Source organism: Sphingomonas sp. 2SG, from assembly GCF_005503285.1.
Lineage (GTDB): Bacteria > Pseudomonadota > Alphaproteobacteria > Sphingomonadales > Sphingomonadaceae > Sphingomonas > Sphingomonas taxi.
In genome coordinates this window covers 57,989-76,239 of the sequence record NZ_SCMZ01000007.1, presented here as the reverse complement: position 1 = coordinate 76,239, position 18,251 = coordinate 57,989, and the positions used below count along the sequence as shown (strand labels likewise).

Genomic DNA, 18,251 nt, shown 5'->3' with positions numbered 1-18,251 from the left:
ACCCCGCACTTGTTCCGGGGTCCACCCCGCGGCGAGGAGAAAGGCTTGATTCGACGCCGTTCTCTCGCGGCCCGGTGGACCCCGGAACGAGTCCGGGGTGACGAATCTAATGAGGAAATCGATCGAGCCTCATCACTGCAGCCATGTGCGATAGCCCAGCTGGTGGAAGGTGCGGGGTCTTGCGACGACTATCGCAGCGGCGTGCGAGCGCATCATCGTGCGTGACGCTACCGGCTTCTGCGACGCCATGCCCGTGCGGTGTCGACGGGATGCGCAGTCTTAGATGTCGACCTAAGGAACGAAGGTGCAGCCAATACCCGATCGCTGGTAGATTTGTCTCTCTCCAGCGTCACAAATGCTCGACCGCCACCGCGACCCGATAAACCAGCAGCCCTTCGATTTAGTCCAAATCAGACATTAAAGGCCTTGCGCACTTTACTTGCGGGAACAGCCAATTTGGCGTGAAATTAACCCCTAATTCGTTGTATCGCGGTAACCGATGACCATGACGTCGCCTTCCTCTCGCCGTACGACCGCCGAGCCGGTGCGAGCCGAGCTGCGCAATGCGCTGTTCGCGACGGCGCTGCCGAATGCGGTGATGACGGCGATCTTCACGGCGCTGGGACTGAAGATCGCCAGCGACCTGCACGATCCCATCGCCTGGGGGGCACTGGTGTCCGGCGTCGTCTGCGCGACGCTCAAGCTGGCGCTGATCGCTGCGCATCAGCGGCGCGCCGATCTGGCGGTGCGCCGGCAGGACCACTGGGCGCAGGCGTTCGCGGCGTTCAGCCTCGGCCTGGCGTTCTCGCTGGGGATGCTCGGCGCGCGCGCCTTCGTCCATGACGCGGTGTTGTTGCAGATGCTCGCGACCGGCCTGCTGTTCGGCTATTGCTCGGGGCTGGTCGCGCACACCTCGATCCGGCCGTGGCTGGCGACCGCCTGCCTCGTGCTCAGCGCGATGCCGATCGCGATCAGCGCGATGCTGCGGGCCGACAGCCCGCATCAATTGCTCGGTGCCAGCCTGATCTGCTTCATGCTCGCCGCATTCCAGAGCATCCGCCATCTCTATCAGGCGACGCGCCAGCATATCATCACGCGTCAGGCGATGGCGGCGCTGGCGCGGGTCGACCCGCTCACCAAGCTGCCCAACCGGCTCGGCCTGCGCGAGGCGTTCACCAGCCAGATGCGCGAGGAATATGATATCGCGATCCATTGCCTCGATCTCGACGCGTTCAAGCCGGTCAACGACCGCTACGGCCATCCGACCGGCGACGCGCTGCTGACCGCGGTCAGCGATCGCGTCCGCTCGGTGCTCCAGCCGCACGACACGGCGGCGCGGGTCGGTGGCGACGAGTTCGTCATCATCCAGTCGGGGGTGCGCAGCCAGAGCGAGGCGGACCTCTTCGCGCGCACCCTCGTGCGGCGGATCATGGCGCCTTACGAGATCGACACGCATCAGATCGAGATCGGCGTCAGCCTCGGCTTCGTGACCGCCGGCGGCGACGAGAGCGATCTCGACGAGCTGGTCGCGCTCGCCGATGCCGCGCTCTACCAAGCCAAGCAGAGCGGCGGCGGCATCGGCCGCGCGACGCTCGCCGCGCGCTGACCGTCAGATCCGGTAGCGCGCCTCGAGCAGGTCGAGTTCGCGGATCAGCTTCTGCGCGGTGGCGCTGCCGATCGCGCGTTCGCGCACCTGCTCGACGACCGCGGCGCGCTCGGCCTTGATCCCGGCGAGGCGGAAGGTGCGCTCCAGCCGGTCTTGCAACCGCGCCTCCGCCGACGCCTTGGCCGAGCCGCTGCGGCTCTCGATCCGCTCGCGGTACAGGTCCATCACCCGCGTGCCGGCGGCGGCGTAGAAATCAGCGTTGCCGTCACGCTCGGCGAGGTCGTGCTGCGACCGTTCGATCGCCGAGATCGCCGCCTCCGCGGCGGCGACGCGTGCGGCATCCTCTTCGGCCTGTTTCGACGGCTCGGCCGGCATCGTCAGGCCGTTGAGCAGGATCGGCAATGCGATGCTCGCCAGCACCAGCGACACGATGATGACCCCGGCGGCGAGGAAGATCGCGAGGTCGCGGGCAGGGAAGGGGCTGCCGTCGTTCATCGTCAGCGGGATGGTGAGCACGCCCGCCAGCGTGATCGCGCCGCGCACCCCGGCGAGCGACATGGCCGCGACCAGCCGCCAGTCGGGGCTGTGCAGCGTCGCCTCGCTGTTCAGCCGCCGCCGCAACAGGGTCAGCCGCAGCGACACCCACACCCAGCCGAAGCGCAGCAGCGCGAGGCCGGCGACGATCGCCAGCACATAGAGGCCGAGCCATTCCGGCCCGTGATGGCCGGTCAGCAGCACGGTCGACTTGGCGCCGGCGAGGATCGCGGGAAGCTGCTCGCCGAGCAGCACGAAGATGATGCCGTTGAGCGCGAACTGGATCGTGTCCCAGACCGAATTGCGCCGCATCCGCGTCGTCGCCAGCGCCTGGCGGGAGATTTCGGCGAAGGTCATCGTGACCCCCGCCGACACCGCGGCGAGGATGCCCGAGGCATGGATATGCTCGGCGAGCAGATACGATCCGAACGGGATCAGCAGGCTGACGAGGATCTGCGAGCCCGGCTCCTCGCCGAACCGCCGCGATACCCACGCCTTGATGCGGGTGACGACCAGCGTCACGACGATGCCGACCGCGAGGCCGATACCGGCGACCCACAGGAAGCTGGTCGCGGCGGAGGCGGCGGAGAAGGTGCCGGTCAGCGCCGCGGCGATCGCGAAGCGCAGGCAAACGAGGCCAGAGGCGTCGTTGAGCAGCGATTCCCCTTCGAGGATATGCATCATCCGCTTCGGGATCGGCACCCGCGCGGCGATCGCCGAGACCGCGATCGGGTCGGTCGGCGACACCACGGCGGCGAGCGCGAAGGCGACCGCGAGCGGCATCGCCGGGATCATCCAGTGGATGAAGAAGCCCATGCCGATCACCGTCAGCAGCACGAGGCCGAGTGCCAGCTCGACCACCGTCGACAGATCCTTGAGCAATTCGTCCTTGGGGATGCGCCAGCCGTCGAGGAACAGCAGCGGCGGCAGGAACAGCAGCAGGAACAGCTCGGGATCGAGCTCGACGCGATAGGAGGTCGACAGGCCGATCACCGCGCCGAGCAGGATCTGGACCAATGGCGTCGGCACCGACACCGGCAGCATGCGCGACACCGCGCCGCTCATGACGACGGCGAGCAACAGGAACAGGACGATCGATACGGCTTCCAAACGGCACTCCCGGGTCAGATGGCCTTCCCCTATCTGGCTCCGTCACCGCAGGACAACCCCGTCCGCGCCATCGGCGATCGACTCAGGCAAAATCGGTATTCATTGAAAGTCCTCCCCCGCCAGGGGGAGGTGGCATGCCGCAGGCATGACGGAGGGGGAGGACACGGAACCGAAGTGACCGCTTACCTCTCCCTCCGTCACGGCTTCGCCGCGCCACCTCCCCCTTGCGGGGGAGGAATTTTCGTAAAACCCTGAATGTCGCTCCGGCCTAGAAGGTGCCGCGCAGGCCGACGAGGAACTGGCGACCGGGTTTGTACTGGGTGAAGGTCGCATTCTCGAACTGGAAGTAGGAGCGCAGCGTCGCGTTGGTGAAATTGGCGACGTTGACGGTGAGCTGCGGCGCCCCGGCGAAACCGAAGATCTTGTCGAGGTCGAACGACGACGAGAAATCGTAGGTGGTGTAATCGGTGCCGTACAGCGCCGCCGCCGGGATGCCGTTCTGCGCGGTGCCGCTGTTCTGCGAACCCTCGCGCGAGGTCGTCGAGACGCGCAGCATGATGCCGTTCTTCTCGTAATAACCGGTAATGTTGTAGGTGAACGGTGCGACGCCGAATGCGGTGGCGGGGCCGCTGCTGGTCTGGTCGACGATCGTGGCGTTGGCGTTGAAGCCGAAGCCGGTCACGCCGATATGGCGGGTCAGGAAGTCGAGCGGCTGCACCCACTGGAATTCGAGGCCGTTGATCGTCAGCTTGTTGGGCACGTTGACCTGCGAGGTCACCTGCACCTGCGCGGTATTGGGCCCGCCGCGCGAGTTGATCGCGATCTGCTGCGTGGAATTCAGCGTATCGTAGGTGATGCCATATTGCGCCAGCGCGGTGAACGGCACCGTGGTGATCGAGGTGTTGGTGAAGCCGGTGATCGCCTTGCGGAACGCGTTGAAGCTGATCACGCCCTCGCGCCCGGTATAATATTCGAAACCGAGGTCGAGGTTGGTCGACATGTACGGCGACAGCGCCGGATTGCCGATGTTCGCCTGGTCGGCGGACGGCGCGCCGAAGCTGACGCCGGGCAATTGCGCCGACGGATCGGGCCGGGTCATCGTCCGCGATCCGGCGACGCGCACTACCGCATGCTCGCTCAGGTCGTAGGCGAAGGTCGCGGCGGGCAGCCATTTCGCATATTCGTTGCGGGTCGACACGACGTTGACGATGTTCGGATAGCGGCTGCCGTCGGGCAGGGTGGCCCCCGTCGCCGTCGTGTTGCGCGGATCGGGCAGCGAGACGCGTCCCGCGATCGTCTGGATCGTGTTGACGTAGCGCAGGCCGACGTTGAAGCGCAGCGTGTTGCCGCCCAGCTCCTGTGCACCGTTGACCGTGGCGAAGGCGGACTTCACCACCTCGCGGATCGAGCCGCCGCTGGCGCCGGTGTTGGCACCGCCGCTCTCGGGCGCATTGTCGTGATAGAAGTCATAGTTGCTCGCCGCCGCGAAGGCGGGGAAATCGACCGTCACGAAACCGGCGGGACCGGGCCTCAGATAGGTCGGAACGGCGCTGTTGGGGATCAGCGATCCGCCATAGCTGACCGGTCCACTGGTTCCGGCGGTCGCCCCGGTGCCGAGGCCCGGATAGGTCGGATAGCCCGCGGGGATCACACCCGGCGCGTTCAGGCCCTCGCAGGGCGGCTGCGAATTGGGCGATTGCAGCGACACGTTGGGGTTGTTGCCGCAGACCGCATTCTGCCACGCTTGGCTGTTGTCGTAACCGCGGATGCGCCGCGACACGTCGTCGAACGCGCCGCCGACCTTCAGGTTGAGCGCCTTGTCGCCCCAGGTCAGATCGCCGCGGAAGCCCTTGTTGACGTTCAGCCGGCGCTCGTCCTGGATGTTGACGCGGCTGCCGGCGTACCAGCCGAAATTGGCGGGATCGTTGAGGTCGAGATTGCTCTTGATGCTCGGGATGCCGCCGTCGTTCGAATAAGTGACGGTGTTGCCGACGCCGAGCGGGGTGGTGAAGCCCACGGTCGGGCTCTCGCGGTGGAAGGTCGAGCGCGCGTAATTGCCTTGCAGCGTCAGCTTGAGCTTGTCGTCGATCTCCCATTCGCCGCCGGGATTGACGCTGAACAGCTTGGTGGTCTCGATATACGGACGGAATTCGTCGAAGAACTGCGCATTGGCGAAGGTGCCGCCGGTGACGGTGCAGCCGGCGCTGCAATCGGCCTTGTCGAAGGTGAGGTTGGTCGGGATCGACGCGCCGTTGCGCACGATCCACGCCATGTCCTCGCGGATCAGGTCGTTCTTCTTATAGCCGTACAGGCCGTCGATATAGAAATGCAGCGTGTCGGTCGGCTGCCATTCGGCGCTCAGAATCGCGTTCAGGCGGTCGCGCGGCCCACGGATGTTGGCGATGCGGCCGAGGCGCGGCAGCAGGCCGTTGTCGATCTGCTGGATCGAGGCACCGGGATTGTTGGCGAGCAGGAAGGCGCTGTTGATCGGCGTACCGGCGACGAGGCCGGCACCGGCGCCGACCGGCACCGTCGCGGGAATCGTCCAATTGCCGCCGCCGGTGCTGTTGCAGCCCGAGGTCGCGCCGCATTGTGCCGCGGTGAGCGCCGGGTTGGTATAACCGATCGTCTCGAACCCGCGCGTCTCGGTGAACAGGCGCTGCGCCGACACGCCGGCGAGGATGCCGAACGTATCGTTGCGCCAGCTGCCGATCAGCGAGCCGCGCGCGCCGATCCGGTCCTCGGGAGTCTGCTTGGTGCCCTGGATGTTATAGGCGAGGAAGGAGGTATTACGGTCGAACGGGCGGGCCGAGCGCAGGTCGATATTGCCCGCCGCGCCGCCTTCGAGCAGGTCGGCGGTATAGCTCTTGTTGACGGTCAGCTTGGTGAACAGGTCGGTCGGGAAGAAGCTGAGGTCGACCGAACGGTCGGTGCCCTGCGCATCGGTCGCGCCCGACGAGGCGACGGCGATCGTCGCGCCGTTCAGCGTCACGTTGGTGAAGTTGGAGCCGAGGCCGCGGATCGCGACGTTGGTGCCCTCGCCGGTGACGTCGCGGGTGATCGTCACGCCGGGGATGCGGTTGAACGATTCGGCGATGTTGGTGTCGGGGAACTTGCCGATGTCCTCGGCGAAGATCGAATCGGTAAAGCCGGTCGAGGCGCGCTTGGACTCGGTCGACTTGGCGAGGCTCGAGCGATAGCCGGTGACGACGATGTCCTCACCCGGCGCGCCCTGGCTCTGGTCGGTCTGCGGCACGGGCGCGACGGCGGGGCCGTTGTCCTGGCCGTCGGCCGGGGTCTGTTCCTGCGGCGGCGGCACGGCCTGCGCCGCGGCCATCGACGGGCCCAGCGTGCCGAGCGTGGTGGCGCACAGGAGCGCGATGCGGCGCAGGCGAAGGGTGCGGACGGTGCTCAACTTCAGGTTCCTCTCTGGTGACGCGCTGCCGTCGTCGCGGCATGCGCAGCATGGATTGTCGCCGGCGGCCGACGGCCACCGGCGGAGACGTCGGATGCGGATCAGGTTTCGGTCATGATGAAGGCGACGAACGACGCATCACCCCGGCGCGATGCCGTCTGAGGCATCGTCGGCGCGGGGCGAACGCCCGTCAGCAATGTCAGCGATGCTCCAGCCATCCCCGTCCCTCGTCATGCCCGTCTGTCGCGGCCTTGATAGCGCTATCTTCTCCGTATTGGTCAGCAAGTCAATCGGTTTCGGTTAGGCCAACCGGAGATTGAGACGGGGAGAAGCAGCGTTACCTCGACCGCGTCACGACGTATGTCCCGGCGCATGGGGGTAGCTCTGCGCCTTGTACCAAGCGAGGTCGTGTTCGGGTGCCGCCACCCCGGCGGGCAGCGGGCGGTGGTTGACTGACATCCAATAGGCGAGGCTGGCATCGCGCCACCAGCGCGCCTCGCGCTTCTGGATCACCAGATAGGTCGCCGTCTTCTGCCAGCGTTCGGCATCGATCCTGTCGCGCAGCGTGTCCCATTGCCGCTGCATGCCGGCGACATAGCCGACGCCGGCGTCGTAATGCGCGACCAGATCCTCCCACAGGGTCTTCCCGTCGGCCATGCGGCGGTCCCAGCGAACATGGTGGAACCACAGCAATTCGCGTTCCGGCGTCGTCTCCGGCCGGGCGAGCTGGCGCGCGACCGAGGGGGCATATTGGTCGACGGCGTCGCTGCCGCTACGACCGCGTTCGAAGCCGATGCCGTCCGGGTCGGCGCGATGATAATAGGTCGGGTTCCACTCGGGCCGCGCCAGATCGGCGACCCACGGACCCGGTCCGTAATGATGGCCGGTCGCCATCAGATGCGCGAGCCCGAACGCGCCGGTGTAATCGACCACCGCCTCGCGCGATCCGGCCATCATCGCGGTCGTGGTGGCGACGACCTGCGGATCGGTGCCGAAGGTCTGCGCCGCCCATTCGCGCGCGATTCCCTCGGACGTCAGGTCCGGATCCCAGGCGAGCCGGCCGAAGGCATACCAATTGGCCTGGTTGAAGGTTGATCCGCTCCAGTCGCGGTCGCGGCCGATATTGGCGACGCCGGCCATGCCGGTCAGCTTATGGCCCTCCGCCGATCCGTCGACGACGTCGGCGACGGTCTCGTCGCGGCGGCGACCGGTCTTCGCATGCAGCGTCTCGGCGAACAGCGGGCCGAGATAGGCGAGGTGGGTGGCGAAGCCGAGATATTCCTTGGTGATCTGGAATTCGATCATCAGCGGCGTCTTCGGCATCGCGCCGAACAGCGGATGGAAGGGCTCGCGCGGCTGGAAGTCGATCGCGCCGTTCTTCACCTGCACCAGCACGTTCCCGGCGAAGCGGCCGTCGAGCGGCTTGAACTCGCTATAGGCCTGTTTGGCGCGATCGGTCGGGTCGGTCTCGGCATAGACGAAGGCGCGCCACATCACGATCCCGCCGTGCGGCGCCACCGCCGCGGCGAGCATGTTGGCGCCGTCGGCATGAGTCGCGCCATAGTCGCGCGGGCCGGGCTGGCCCTCGCTGTTCGCCTTGACGAGGAAGCCGCCGAAATCGGGGATCGCGCGATAGATCTCGTCCGACTTGGCACGCCACCAGGCGGCGACCGCCGGGTCGCGCGGGTCGGCGGTCTTGAGCCCGCCCAGCTCGACCGGCGCCGAGAAGCGCGCCGACAGATAGACGCGGATACCCCACGGGCGCAGCACGTCGGCGAGCGCGGCGGCCTTGGCGATATAGGGCGCGGTGAGGCTGTCGGCCTTGGCGTTGACGTTGTTGATCACCGTGCCGTTGATGCCGATCGAGGCGTTGGCGCGGGCGTAATCGGTGTAGCGCGGGTCCTTGAAGTCGGGCAGCGTCCACCAGTCCCACAACGACTGGCCGGCATAGCCACGCTCGACCGTCCCATCGAGATTGTCCCAATGGTTGAGCATCCGCAGCTTCACCTTGGGCGCCGAGCGCAGCGCCACCGTCTCGGCGCGATCGCCGGTGCCGAGCGCGCGCAGCAGCGCGAAGGCGCCGTACAGCGTGCCGCGATCGCCGTTGCCCGCGACCAGCAGCACGCTTCGGCCCGCAAGCGTCACGCGGCGTACCAGATAGCCCTCGTCGCCCAATCCGGCGAAGGGGAGTCCCAGCGCGGTGATCCCCGGCGCGGCGGCGGTCGCGACCACCACCGGCGGCGTCCCCGCGGGCAATGCGCGACGCAGCTCGCTCTCGGCGAGCCGCAGCGTCGCGCTGTCGCCCAGCCGCGTCACGGCGGCCTGACCGGTCGCCGGGGCACTGGTCCGCAGCCACAAGGAATAGCCGTCGTCGGCGAATGCCGGACTGGCCAGCGCGAGCCAGCTTGCGCCCAGCGCTCCGATCAGCGCACGATACCCTTTCATCTCACTCTCCCGTCGCGAACGATTGACAAGTCCGCGGTCCAGCTTTCATGTTATCGCTATCAACATAACAGGCAAGCCGCATCGTATTGGTTTGCCAATCCTGGAGAGCCTGTCTTGACGTCGCGTCCTGCCGTTTCGTCCCGTCGTGAGGTGTTGCGCTGGAGTGCGGGGGTGTCGCTGATGGCGTTGCTCCCCGCCGCCGCGCGACCGGCGTCGCCGCTGTACAAGGACGCGCGCGCGCCTGTCGACCTGCGGGTTCGCGACCTCCTCGGCCGGATGACGCTCGACGAGAAGGTGGCGCAGCTCATCACGCTGTCGACCACCAAGCGCGACGTGATGGACGAGGCGCGCGGCTTCGATCCGGCCCGCGCCAGCGCCGCTTATCCAAACGGCATCGGCCAGATCGCGCGGCCGTCGGATCGCGGCGGTGCGGCGACCGCGACCAACACCGGCACCGACGTCACCGGCCGCTGGCGCAAGCCCGCCGACACGATCGCCTTCGTCAACGCCGCGCAGGACTGGTCGCGCACCAAAACACGGCTCGGCATCCCCGTGCTGTTCCACGAGGAATCGCTGCACGGCTATATGGCCCCCGAGGCGACCAGCTTCCCGCAGGCGATCGCGCTCGCCGGCAGCTTCGATCCCGATCTGATGACCCGCGTCCAGTCGGTGATCGGCCGCGAGGTGCGCGCGCACGGCACCGTGCTCGCGCTCTCGCCGGTGGTCGACATCGCCCGCGATCCGCGCTGGGGGCGGATCGAGGAGACGTTCGGCGAGGACCCCTATCTGTGCGGCGAGATGGGCGTCGCCGCGGTCCACGGCCTGCAGGGCGAGGGGCGGGAGCTGGCGCCGGGCAAGGTGTTCGCGACGCTCAAGCACATGACCGGTCACGGCCAGCCGCAGGCGGGCAACAACGTCGCGCCTGCGCAGATCGGCGAGCGCGAGCTGCGCGAAAGCTATTTTCCGCCGTTCCGCGCGGTGGTCGAGCGGACCGGGGTCGGGGCGGTGATGCCCTCGTACAACGAGATCGACGGCGTCCCCAGCCACGCCAATGGCTGGCTGCTCGGCGACGTGCTGCGCGGCGAATGGGGGTTCGACGGTGCGATCGTCAGCGATTACGCCGCCATCCCCGAGCTCGACTATTTCCACCATATCGCCGGCGACGTCGGCGAGGCGGCGCGGCTGGCGCTCGCCGCCGGGGTGGACAGCGACCTGCCCGACGGCGTCGCCTATCGCACGCTTGCCGATCAGGTCCGCGCCGGCAAGGTGAGCGTCGCCGCGATCGACGCCGCCTGCGCGCGTATGCTGACACTCAAGATGCGCGCGGGCCTGTTCGAGGAGCCACGCGTCGATTCCCGCGCGGCCGCCCGCCTGACGGCCAATGCCGAGGCACTGGCGCTCGCCCGCGAGGCCGCGGCGCGCTCGATCGCCTTGCTCAAGAACGACGGCACGCTGCCTCTCTCGGTCGACCGTCATCGCCGCGTCGCGGTGATCGGCCCCAATGCGGCGGTCGCGCGGCTCGGCGGCTATTCGTCGATCCCGACCGATCCCGTCTCGCTGCTCGACGGCATCCGCGCCAAGCTGAAGGGCAGGGCCGAGGTGGTCCACGCGCAGGGCGTGTTCATCACCCAGAGCGAGGATCGGTCCGCGAACGAGGTGTTGCTCGCCGATCCCGCCCGCAATCGCGCGCTGATCGCCGAGGCGGTGACGGTGGCCGCGTCCGCCGACGTCGTCATCCTCGCGATCGGCGACACCGAGCAGACCAGCCGCGAAGGCTATGCCAAGACGCATCTCGGCGATCGCACCTCGCTCGACCTGCTCGGCGAGCAGACTGCGCTGTTCACCGCATTGAAGGCGACCGGCAAGCCGGTGGTGGTGGTCGCGATCAACGGCCGGCCGCCGAGCTGGCCGACCGTGGTCGCCAACGCCAATGCGATGCTAGAATGCTGGTATATGGGCCAGCAGGGTGGGCACGCGATGGCGGATGCATTGTGGGGGGACGTCAATCCCGGCGCGAAGCTGCCGGTGACGGTGGTCCGCGACGTCGGCCAATTGCCTTTCTACTACGACCACCAGCCGTCGGCGCGGCGCGGCTATCTGTTCGACGACGACGCGCCGTTGTTCCCGTTCGGCTTCGGGCTCAGCTACACGCGCTTCCGCCTGTCGCCGCCGCGGCTGTCGGCGGCGCGGATCGGCGTGGCCGGATCGGTCGACGTCGAGGTCGACGTCGCCAATATCGGCGACCGCACCGGTGACGAGGTCGTCCAGCTCTACGTCCGCGATCAGGTGTCGTCGGTCGCCCGCCCGGTCAAGGCGCTCAAGGGTTTCGCGCGGGTGACGCTCAAGCCCGGCGAGAGCCGCACCGTCCGGCTGACGCTCGGCCCGGACGCCTTCCGCCTGTGGAACCGTGACATGCGCGAACTGGTCGAGCCCGGCCGCTTCGACATCATGACCGGCCCCAACAGCCGCGACGTGCAGACCGTCGCGCTCGACATCGCCTGAAGGATCATCCGATGCCCACGATCACCGACGCCCGCGTCATCGTCACCTCGCCGGGACGCAATTTCGTCACGTTGCAGATCACCTGCGACGACGGCACCACCGGCCTCGGCGACGCGACGCTGAACGGCCGCGAACTCAGCGTCGCCAGCTATCTCGAGGATCACGTCGTCCCCTGCCTGATCGGCCGCGACGCGCACCGGATCGAGGATGTCTGGCAATATCTCTACAAGGGCGCCTATTGGCGGCGCGGCCCGGTGACGATGACCGCGATCGCCGCCGTCGACATGGCGCTGTGGGACATCAAGGGGAAGGTCGCGGGCCTGCCGGTCTATCAGTTACTCGGCGGCGCCGCGCGCGACGCCTGCCTCGTCTATTGCCACGCCAACGGCACCACCATCGCCGACACGATCGAGACCGCATTGCGCCACCGCGACGAGGGCTATCGCGCGATCCGGCTGCAATGCGGCGTGCCCGGGCTCGCCTCCACCTATGGCGTCGCCAAACAGGGCCAGCGCTACGAACCCGCCGACGGCGACCTGCCGAACGAGGCGGTCTGGTCGACCGAGAAATATCTGCGCGTCGTCCCCGAATTGTTCGCCGCGGCACGCGAGGCGCTCGGCTGGGACGTGCATCTGCTCCACGACGTCCATCACCGGCTGACCCCGATCGAGGCGGCGCGGCTCGGCAAGGATCTCGAACCCTATCGCTTGTTCTGGATCGAGGATGCGACCCCGGCGGAAAACCAGGACGCCTTCCGCCTGATCCGCCAGCACACCACGACGCCGCTCGCGGTGGGCGAGGTGTTCAACTCGATCTGGGATGCCAAGCATCTGATCGAAAACCAGCTCATCGACTATATCCGCGCCACCGTCGTCCACGCCGGCGGCATCACCCATTTGCGCCGCATCGCCGCGCTCGCCGATCTCTATCAGGTCCGCACCGGCTGCCATGGCGCGACCGATCTGTCGCCGGTCGCTATGGCGGCGGCGCTGCACTTCGGCCTGTCGGTGCCCAATTTCGGCATCCAGGAGCATATGCCGCACAGCGCCGAGACCGACGCGGTCTTCCCGCACGCCTATCGCTTCACCGACGGCACGATGCATCCGGGCGACGCGCCCGGCCTCGGCGTGTCGATCGACACGGACCTCGCCGCCACGCACGCCTATAAGCGCGCCTATCTGCCCGTGAACCGTCTCGAAGACGGCACCTTGTGGAGCTGGTAAGGTGAGCGAGATCGGCGACGCCGCGGCCAGCGCACCCGAAACCGCCGTCCATGCGGTGACGCCGCCGCGCGGCCGCATCCGCTGGCTGATCTGCGGCCTGCTCTTCGCGGCGGTGGTGTTGAGCTATATCGACCGGCTGGTGCTCGGCGTGCTCAAGCCGCAGCTCACCGCGCTCTATGGCTGGAGCAACGCCGGCTATGGCGACATCACCGGTTATTTCCAGGTCGCCTATGGCTTCGGCTTCCTGCTGTTCGGCTGGCTGATCGACCGGATCGGCGCGCGCAATGGCTATCTGCTCGCGATGGGCAGCTGGACGATCGGCCATTTCGCGCAGACGCTCGTCACCTCGACCACCGGCTTTGCGATCGCGCGCATCCCGCTCGCCTTCGGCGAGGCGGGCACCTATCCCTCGGCGCTCGCCGCGGCGTCGCAATGGTTTCCGCGCAAGGAGCGCGCGCTCGCGATCGGCATCTTCAACGCCGGCGCCAACGTCGGCGCGGTGGTTACGCCGCTGCTGATCGGCTTCATCGTCGTCAATCTGGTGCTCGACTGGCGCTGGGCGTTCATCATCACCGGCCTGTTCAACCTCGTCTGGCTCGCCGCCTGGTGGCGGCTCTACCATCCGCCGCACGCCCATCCCCGCGTCACCGCCGAAGAGCGCGCGTGGATCGAGACCGAGCCTGCCGACGATGCCGGCCGCGCGGGTTTCCTCGCCGTGCTGCGCCATCGCGAGGCCTGGGCCTATATGACCGGTCGTTTCCTGATCGATCCGGTCTGGTGGACCTTCCTGTTCTGGCTGCCCGATTTCTTCCACACCCGCTACGGCTACGACCTCAAGAATTTCGGCCCGCCGCTGGTCGCCATCTACATCCTCGCCGATTTTGGCGCGATTGCCGGCGGCTGGTATTCGTCGCGGCTGCTCAAGCGCGGCGTCGCGGTGGGCCGTGCCCGCAAGCGCGCGATGTTCGTCTGCGCCTTGTTCGCGCTGCCGGTGATGTTCGCCGCGCAGGCGAGCAGCATCTGGGTCGCGGTCGGCATGATCGGGCTCGCCTGCGCGGCGCATCAGGGCTTCTCGACCAATTTGTTCGCGCTGCCCGGCGATCAATTTCCCCGCTACGCGCAGGGCACGCTGATCGGGCTCGGCGGGTTCGCCGGCGCGGCGGGTGGCTTCATCGCCTCCAAGTCGCTCGGCCTGCTGCTCGATACGGTGGGCAGCTACGGCCCGTTCTTCGTCGCCTGCGGCCTCGCCTATCTCGTCGCGCTGCTCGCCTTCCACCTCCTCAACCCGCGCTACCGCGACGTGGTGATCGCGCGCTGATTCAATTAGAAAGGTCGGCCCACACCCACCCGTTCGCCCTGAGCCTGTCGAAGGGCAGGTGAGTCTCACGGTGCTTCGACAGGCTCAGCACCAACGGTTCATGGTGGACGCACCGCCCGCCGTCCCGCGCAGCGCACCGTCTGCCGCCGCATCGCGATTTTCTGCGCGGCGGAAGCCTTGACGATCCCGTGCGGCCGGCACATATCCGCCCCGTTGGCACTCGCGTTTCGTGAGTGCCAGAAATCTGTAACACTGACTGAAAGAGGGACTTCGCAATGACTTTTCGTCCGTTGCATGACCGCGTCCTCGTGAAGCGCGTCGAGGCCGAGGAAAAGACGGCTGGCGGGATCATCATCCCCGACACCGCCAAGGAAAAGCCCCAGGAGGGCGAGGTCGTCGCCGTCGGCACTGGTACGCGCGCCGAGAACGGCACGATCACCCCGCTCGACGTCAAGGCCGGCGACAAGATCCTGTTCGGCAAATGGTCGGGCACCGAGGTCAAGGTCGACGGCGAAGACCTTCTTATCATGAAGGAAAGCGACATCCTCGGGATCGTCGGCTGACTTCGCGTCACACCTTCCTTGGTGTGACTTTTGTGAATTTCTAGACCAACTGAAAGGGTAGCCACCATGGCAGCCAAGGACGTAAAATTCGGCCGCGACGCGCGTGAGCGCATCCTCCGCGGCGTCGACATCCTCGCCGATGCGGTGAAGGTGACGCTTGGGCCGAAGGGCCGCAACGTCGTGATCGACAAGAGCTTCGGCGCACCGCGCATCACCAAGGACGGCGTCACCGTCGCCAAGGAGATCGAGCTCAAGGACAAGTTCGAGAACATGGGCGCGCAGATGGTGCGCGAAGTGGCCTCGAAGACCAACGACATCGCCGGCGACGGCACGACCACCGCGACCGTCCTGGCGCAGGCGATCGTCCGTGAGGGCATGAAGTCGGTTGCCGCCGGCATGAACCCGATGGACCTCAAGCGCGGCATCGACATCGCCGTCCTGAAGGTCGTCGAGGACATCAAGGCGCGCTCGAAGCCCGTCTCGGGTTCGTCGGAAGTCGCGCAGGTCGGCATCATCTCGGCCAACGGCGACCGTGAAGTCGGCGAGAAGATCGCGGAAGCGATGGAGAAGGTCGGCAAGGAAGGCGTGATCACCGTCGAGGAAGCGAAGGGTCTCGATTTCGAGCTCGACGTCGTCGAGGGCATGCAGTTCGACCGCGGCTATCTGTCGCCCTACTTCATCACCAACCCGGAGAAGATGACGGTCGAGCTCAACGATCCGTACATCCTGATCCACGAGAAGAAGCTCAGCAACCTGCAGGCGATGCTCCCGATCCTGGAAGCCGTCGTCCAGTCGGGTCGCCCGCTGCTAATCATCGCCGAAGACATCGAGGGCGAGGCTCTGGCCACGCTCGTCGTCAACAAGCTGCGCGGCGGCCTCAAGGTCGCAGCGGTCAAGGCACCGGGCTTCGGCGATCGCCGCAAGGCGATGCTCGAGGACATCGCGATCCTGACCAAGGGCGAGATGATCTCGGAAGACCTCGGCATCAAGCTCGAGAACGTCACCGTCGGCATGCTCGGCACCGCCAAGCGCGTCACGATCGACAAGGACAACACCACCATCATCGACGGTGCGGGTGAAGCCGATGCGATCAAGGGCCGCACCGAGGCGATCCGTGCGCAGATCGAGAACACCACCAGCGACTACGACCGTGAGAAGCTCCAAGAGCGTCTCGCCAAGCTCGCCGGCGGCGTTGCGGTGATCAAGGTCGGTGGTTCGACCGAGGTCGAGGTCAAGGAGCGCAAGGACCGCGTCGACGACGCGCTCCATGCAACCCGCGCAGCGGTCGAAGAGGGCATCGTCCCCGGCGGCGGCACGGCGCTGCTGTACGCCACCAAGTCGCTCGACGGCCTGAAGGGCGTCAACGAGGACCAGACCCGCGGTATCGACATCGTCCGCAAGTCACTGACGGCTCTGGTCCGTCAGATCGCGCAGAACGCCGGTCACGACGGTGCCGTCGTGTCGGGCAAGCTGCTCGACCAGAACGACACGTCGTTCGGCTTCAACGCGTCGACCGACACGTATGAGAACCTGGTGACCGCCGGCGTGATCGACCCGACCAAGGTCGTCCGCACCGCGCTGCAGAACGCCGCTTCGGTGGCCGGCCTGCTGATCACCACGGAAGCGACCGTGTCGGAACTGCCCGAAGACAAGGCTCCGGCCATGCCCGGCGGTGGCGGCATGGGCGGCATGGGCGGCATGGACTTCTGATCCGGCATCGGGGCAGGCGCGGCCTGCCCCGGTTACTGCATCGGAACGCCCGGCGGGCCGGCCCGATCGGACCCGCCAGACGTCACGGTCTCTCGCCGTGACGGCGCTTTCCAGGCAACGACACACGAAAAGGGACCGCGCGGGCAACCGCCGGTCCCTTTTTGCATGCCGTCACCGTTAACCAAAAATACGCTGCATCGGGAGCACGGTGCCGCGCATGCCCCGCCTTGCCACCCCCGTCCTGCTACTGCTCCTGCCGATCGCGGTGTTCCTCGCCTTCTTCCACCCGGCGATCCTCGACATCGGCAATCCGGGTTGGCTGATCAGGGGCACCGACAATGGCGAGAATGCGCTCGGCGCGCATGCCTATTGGCATGACCCGAGCGCCGGCGCGTCGCTACGGACCCATCTGCTCGACGCGCCTGAGGGCGTGTCGGTGCTGTTCACAGACAGCAACCCGCTGGTGACGCTCGCCGCGAAGCCGTTCGCAGGCCGGCTGCCGGCGGATGCGCAACTGGTCGGCCCGTTCCTCCTGTTGTGTTTGATCCTGCAGGCGGTCTTCGCCTGGCTGCTCCTCCGCCGCCATGCACCGGGACAAGCGGCGCTCTGGATCGGCGTCGCGCTGCTCGCCTTCCCGCCGACGCTGTTCAATCGCTATATCCACGTCAATCTGATGGCGCATTGGCTGATCCTGGCCGCGCTCTGGTTGTTCCTGCACCCCGTCCGGAGCCATCGCCTACGCTGGTGGCTGCCTCTCATCGCCGTCGCGACGCTGATCCACAATTATCTCCTCGTCATGGTCGGCGCGATCTGGGCAACGACGCTGCTGGTGCGCTTTGCCGAGGGCACGCGCCGCGACCGGTTGGCGGTAGTGGGGGAGGGCATTGCCATCCTGCTGCTGGTCGCGTTGCTGGCCCGGTGGCTGGGTGTCGGGGGACAGCTGCCGGCGCCCGACTTCGGCCTCTACGCCATGCCGCTGGATGCGTTGTGGAACCCGGGCAGCAGTGGCTTCTCGAATGTCCTGCCCGCGCACGAGGCCGCTCCGGGGCGAAGTTTCGAAGGCTTCCAGTATCTCGGTGCCGGCGGGTTGCTGTTGATGGCGCTGGCGCTGCTCGTCGCGTGGCGGGTGCCGGCCCCCGACGACGCGCGCGCGGTAGCGCAGCGGCTGCGTCACCTCGTCCCGGCGCTGATCGTGCTCACCATCCTCGCCGTCGCCCAATTGCCGCTGCCCGCGGAGATCAGGAGCCTGTTGCATACCGTGCGGGCATCCGGCCGCATGTTCTGGCCCGTCGGCTATGTGATGGTCTTGATGGCGCTGCTCGCCGTCTTCCGCCTGCCCGCGCGGCGGGCGACGTTCGTGTTGATCGGTATCGTCGCGGTCCAGATCATCGACCTCGCCGCGATGGCCGGCACGATCCGCGCGCAGAGCCGCCCGGCCGGGGAGCATCGTCTCTACGTCCGCACGCTCGACCCCCGATGGGACGCGCTGATTGCCCGGTCGCGCAGCATCGCCTTCTTCCCCGCCGACGTGTTCGGCAACCTCGCGGTGTTCCAGGAGATCGCGTGGCGCGCCGCCAAGGCCGGTCGCCCGGTCGCCAACGTCTATGCCGCCCGTACCGACCGCGTCACCCTCGATCGCCTGCGCGCCGACGCCGCCGCCTTCGCGCGCGGCGAAGCCGTCGCCGGGCGTCTGTATGTCGTGCTCGACGACAGGCCGGTACCCGCGGCGCTCGCCGCGCGGCGGCGTACGGTGGATGGCATCCCGATAATCCTGCCCTGAACGCGCGGCTCGCCAGGCAACCCGGCGGCTTGCCGCTCGTTGCTC

The 18,251-nt window shown here is 67.4% G+C and carries 10 protein-coding genes; 7 read left to right on the top strand and 3 right to left on the bottom strand.

Annotated elements, in window-relative coordinates; all coding sequences use genetic code 11:
* Positions 1–499: 499 nt before the first annotated feature.
* Positions 500–1,606, top strand: coding sequence for a GGDEF domain-containing protein (locus FFS23_RS04990; RefSeq protein ID WP_137897693.1), 1,107 nt, complete (start codon positions 500–502; stop codon positions 1,604–1,606).
* Between the two features lie 3 nt (positions 1,607–1,609).
* Here the strand turns inward: FFS23_RS04990 and FFS23_RS04985 are convergent, their stop codons facing one another.
* From FFS23_RS04985 to FFS23_RS04975, 3 genes are all read right to left on the bottom strand, one after another.
* Positions 1,610–3,250 carry a Na+/H+ antiporter gene (locus FFS23_RS04985; RefSeq protein WP_171009356.1) on the bottom strand — a complete coding sequence of 547 codons (1,641 nt, stop codon included), beginning with the start codon at positions 3,248–3,250 and terminating at the stop codon, positions 1,610–1,612.
* 268 nt (positions 3,251–3,518) lie between these two features.
* On the bottom strand, positions 3,519–6,587 hold the full coding sequence (locus FFS23_RS04980) for a TonB-dependent receptor (protein WP_081974543.1): 3,069 nt from the start codon (positions 6,585–6,587) through the stop codon (positions 3,519–3,521).
* Positions 6,588–7,016: 429 nt separating this feature from the next.
* Positions 7,017–9,110 carry an alpha-glucuronidase family glycosyl hydrolase gene (locus FFS23_RS04975; RefSeq protein ID WP_137897692.1) on the bottom strand — a complete coding sequence of 698 codons (2,094 nt, stop codon included), beginning with the start codon at positions 9,108–9,110 and terminating at the stop codon, positions 7,017–7,019.
* 180 nt (positions 9,111–9,290) lie between these two features.
* Here FFS23_RS04975 and FFS23_RS04970 point away from each other — a divergent pair, with 180 nt between their 5' ends.
* The 6 genes from FFS23_RS04970 (at position 9,291) to FFS23_RS04945 (ending at position 18,206) form a co-directional block, all read left to right on the top strand.
* On the top strand, positions 9,291–11,612 hold the full coding sequence (locus FFS23_RS04970) for a glycoside hydrolase family 3 N-terminal domain-containing protein (RefSeq protein ID WP_137897717.1): 2,322 nt from the start codon (positions 9,291–9,293) through the stop codon (positions 11,610–11,612).
* Positions 11,613–11,623: 11 nt separating this feature from the next.
* Entirely contained in the window at positions 11,624–12,835 is a 1,212-nt protein-coding gene (manD, locus tag FFS23_RS04965; RefSeq protein WP_137897691.1) for a D-mannonate dehydratase ManD, read from the top strand.
* Between the two features lie 10 nt (positions 12,836–12,845).
* Entirely contained in the window at positions 12,846–14,153 is a 1,308-nt protein-coding gene (locus tag FFS23_RS04960) for an MFS transporter (protein ID WP_052075802.1), read from the top strand.
* Between the two features lie 275 nt (positions 14,154–14,428).
* A complete protein-coding gene (gene groES / locus FFS23_RS04955) occupies positions 14,429–14,716 on the top strand; it encodes a co-chaperone GroES (protein ID WP_038661992.1) in 288 nt (95 codons plus the stop codon).
* Between the two features lie 66 nt (positions 14,717–14,782).
* Positions 14,783–16,426 carry a chaperonin GroEL gene (gene groL, locus FFS23_RS04950; protein ID WP_038661989.1) on the top strand — a complete coding sequence of 548 codons (1,644 nt, stop codon included), beginning with the start codon at positions 14,783–14,785 and terminating at the stop codon, positions 16,424–16,426.
* A 217-nt stretch (positions 16,427–16,643) separates the two neighbouring features.
* Positions 16,644–18,206 (top strand): DUF6311 domain-containing protein, encoded by a 1,563-nt coding sequence (locus tag FFS23_RS04945; RefSeq protein ID WP_137897690.1) that lies wholly within the window; start codon positions 16,644–16,646, stop codon positions 18,204–18,206.
* The last annotated feature ends 45 nt before the right edge of the window (positions 18,207–18,251 follow it).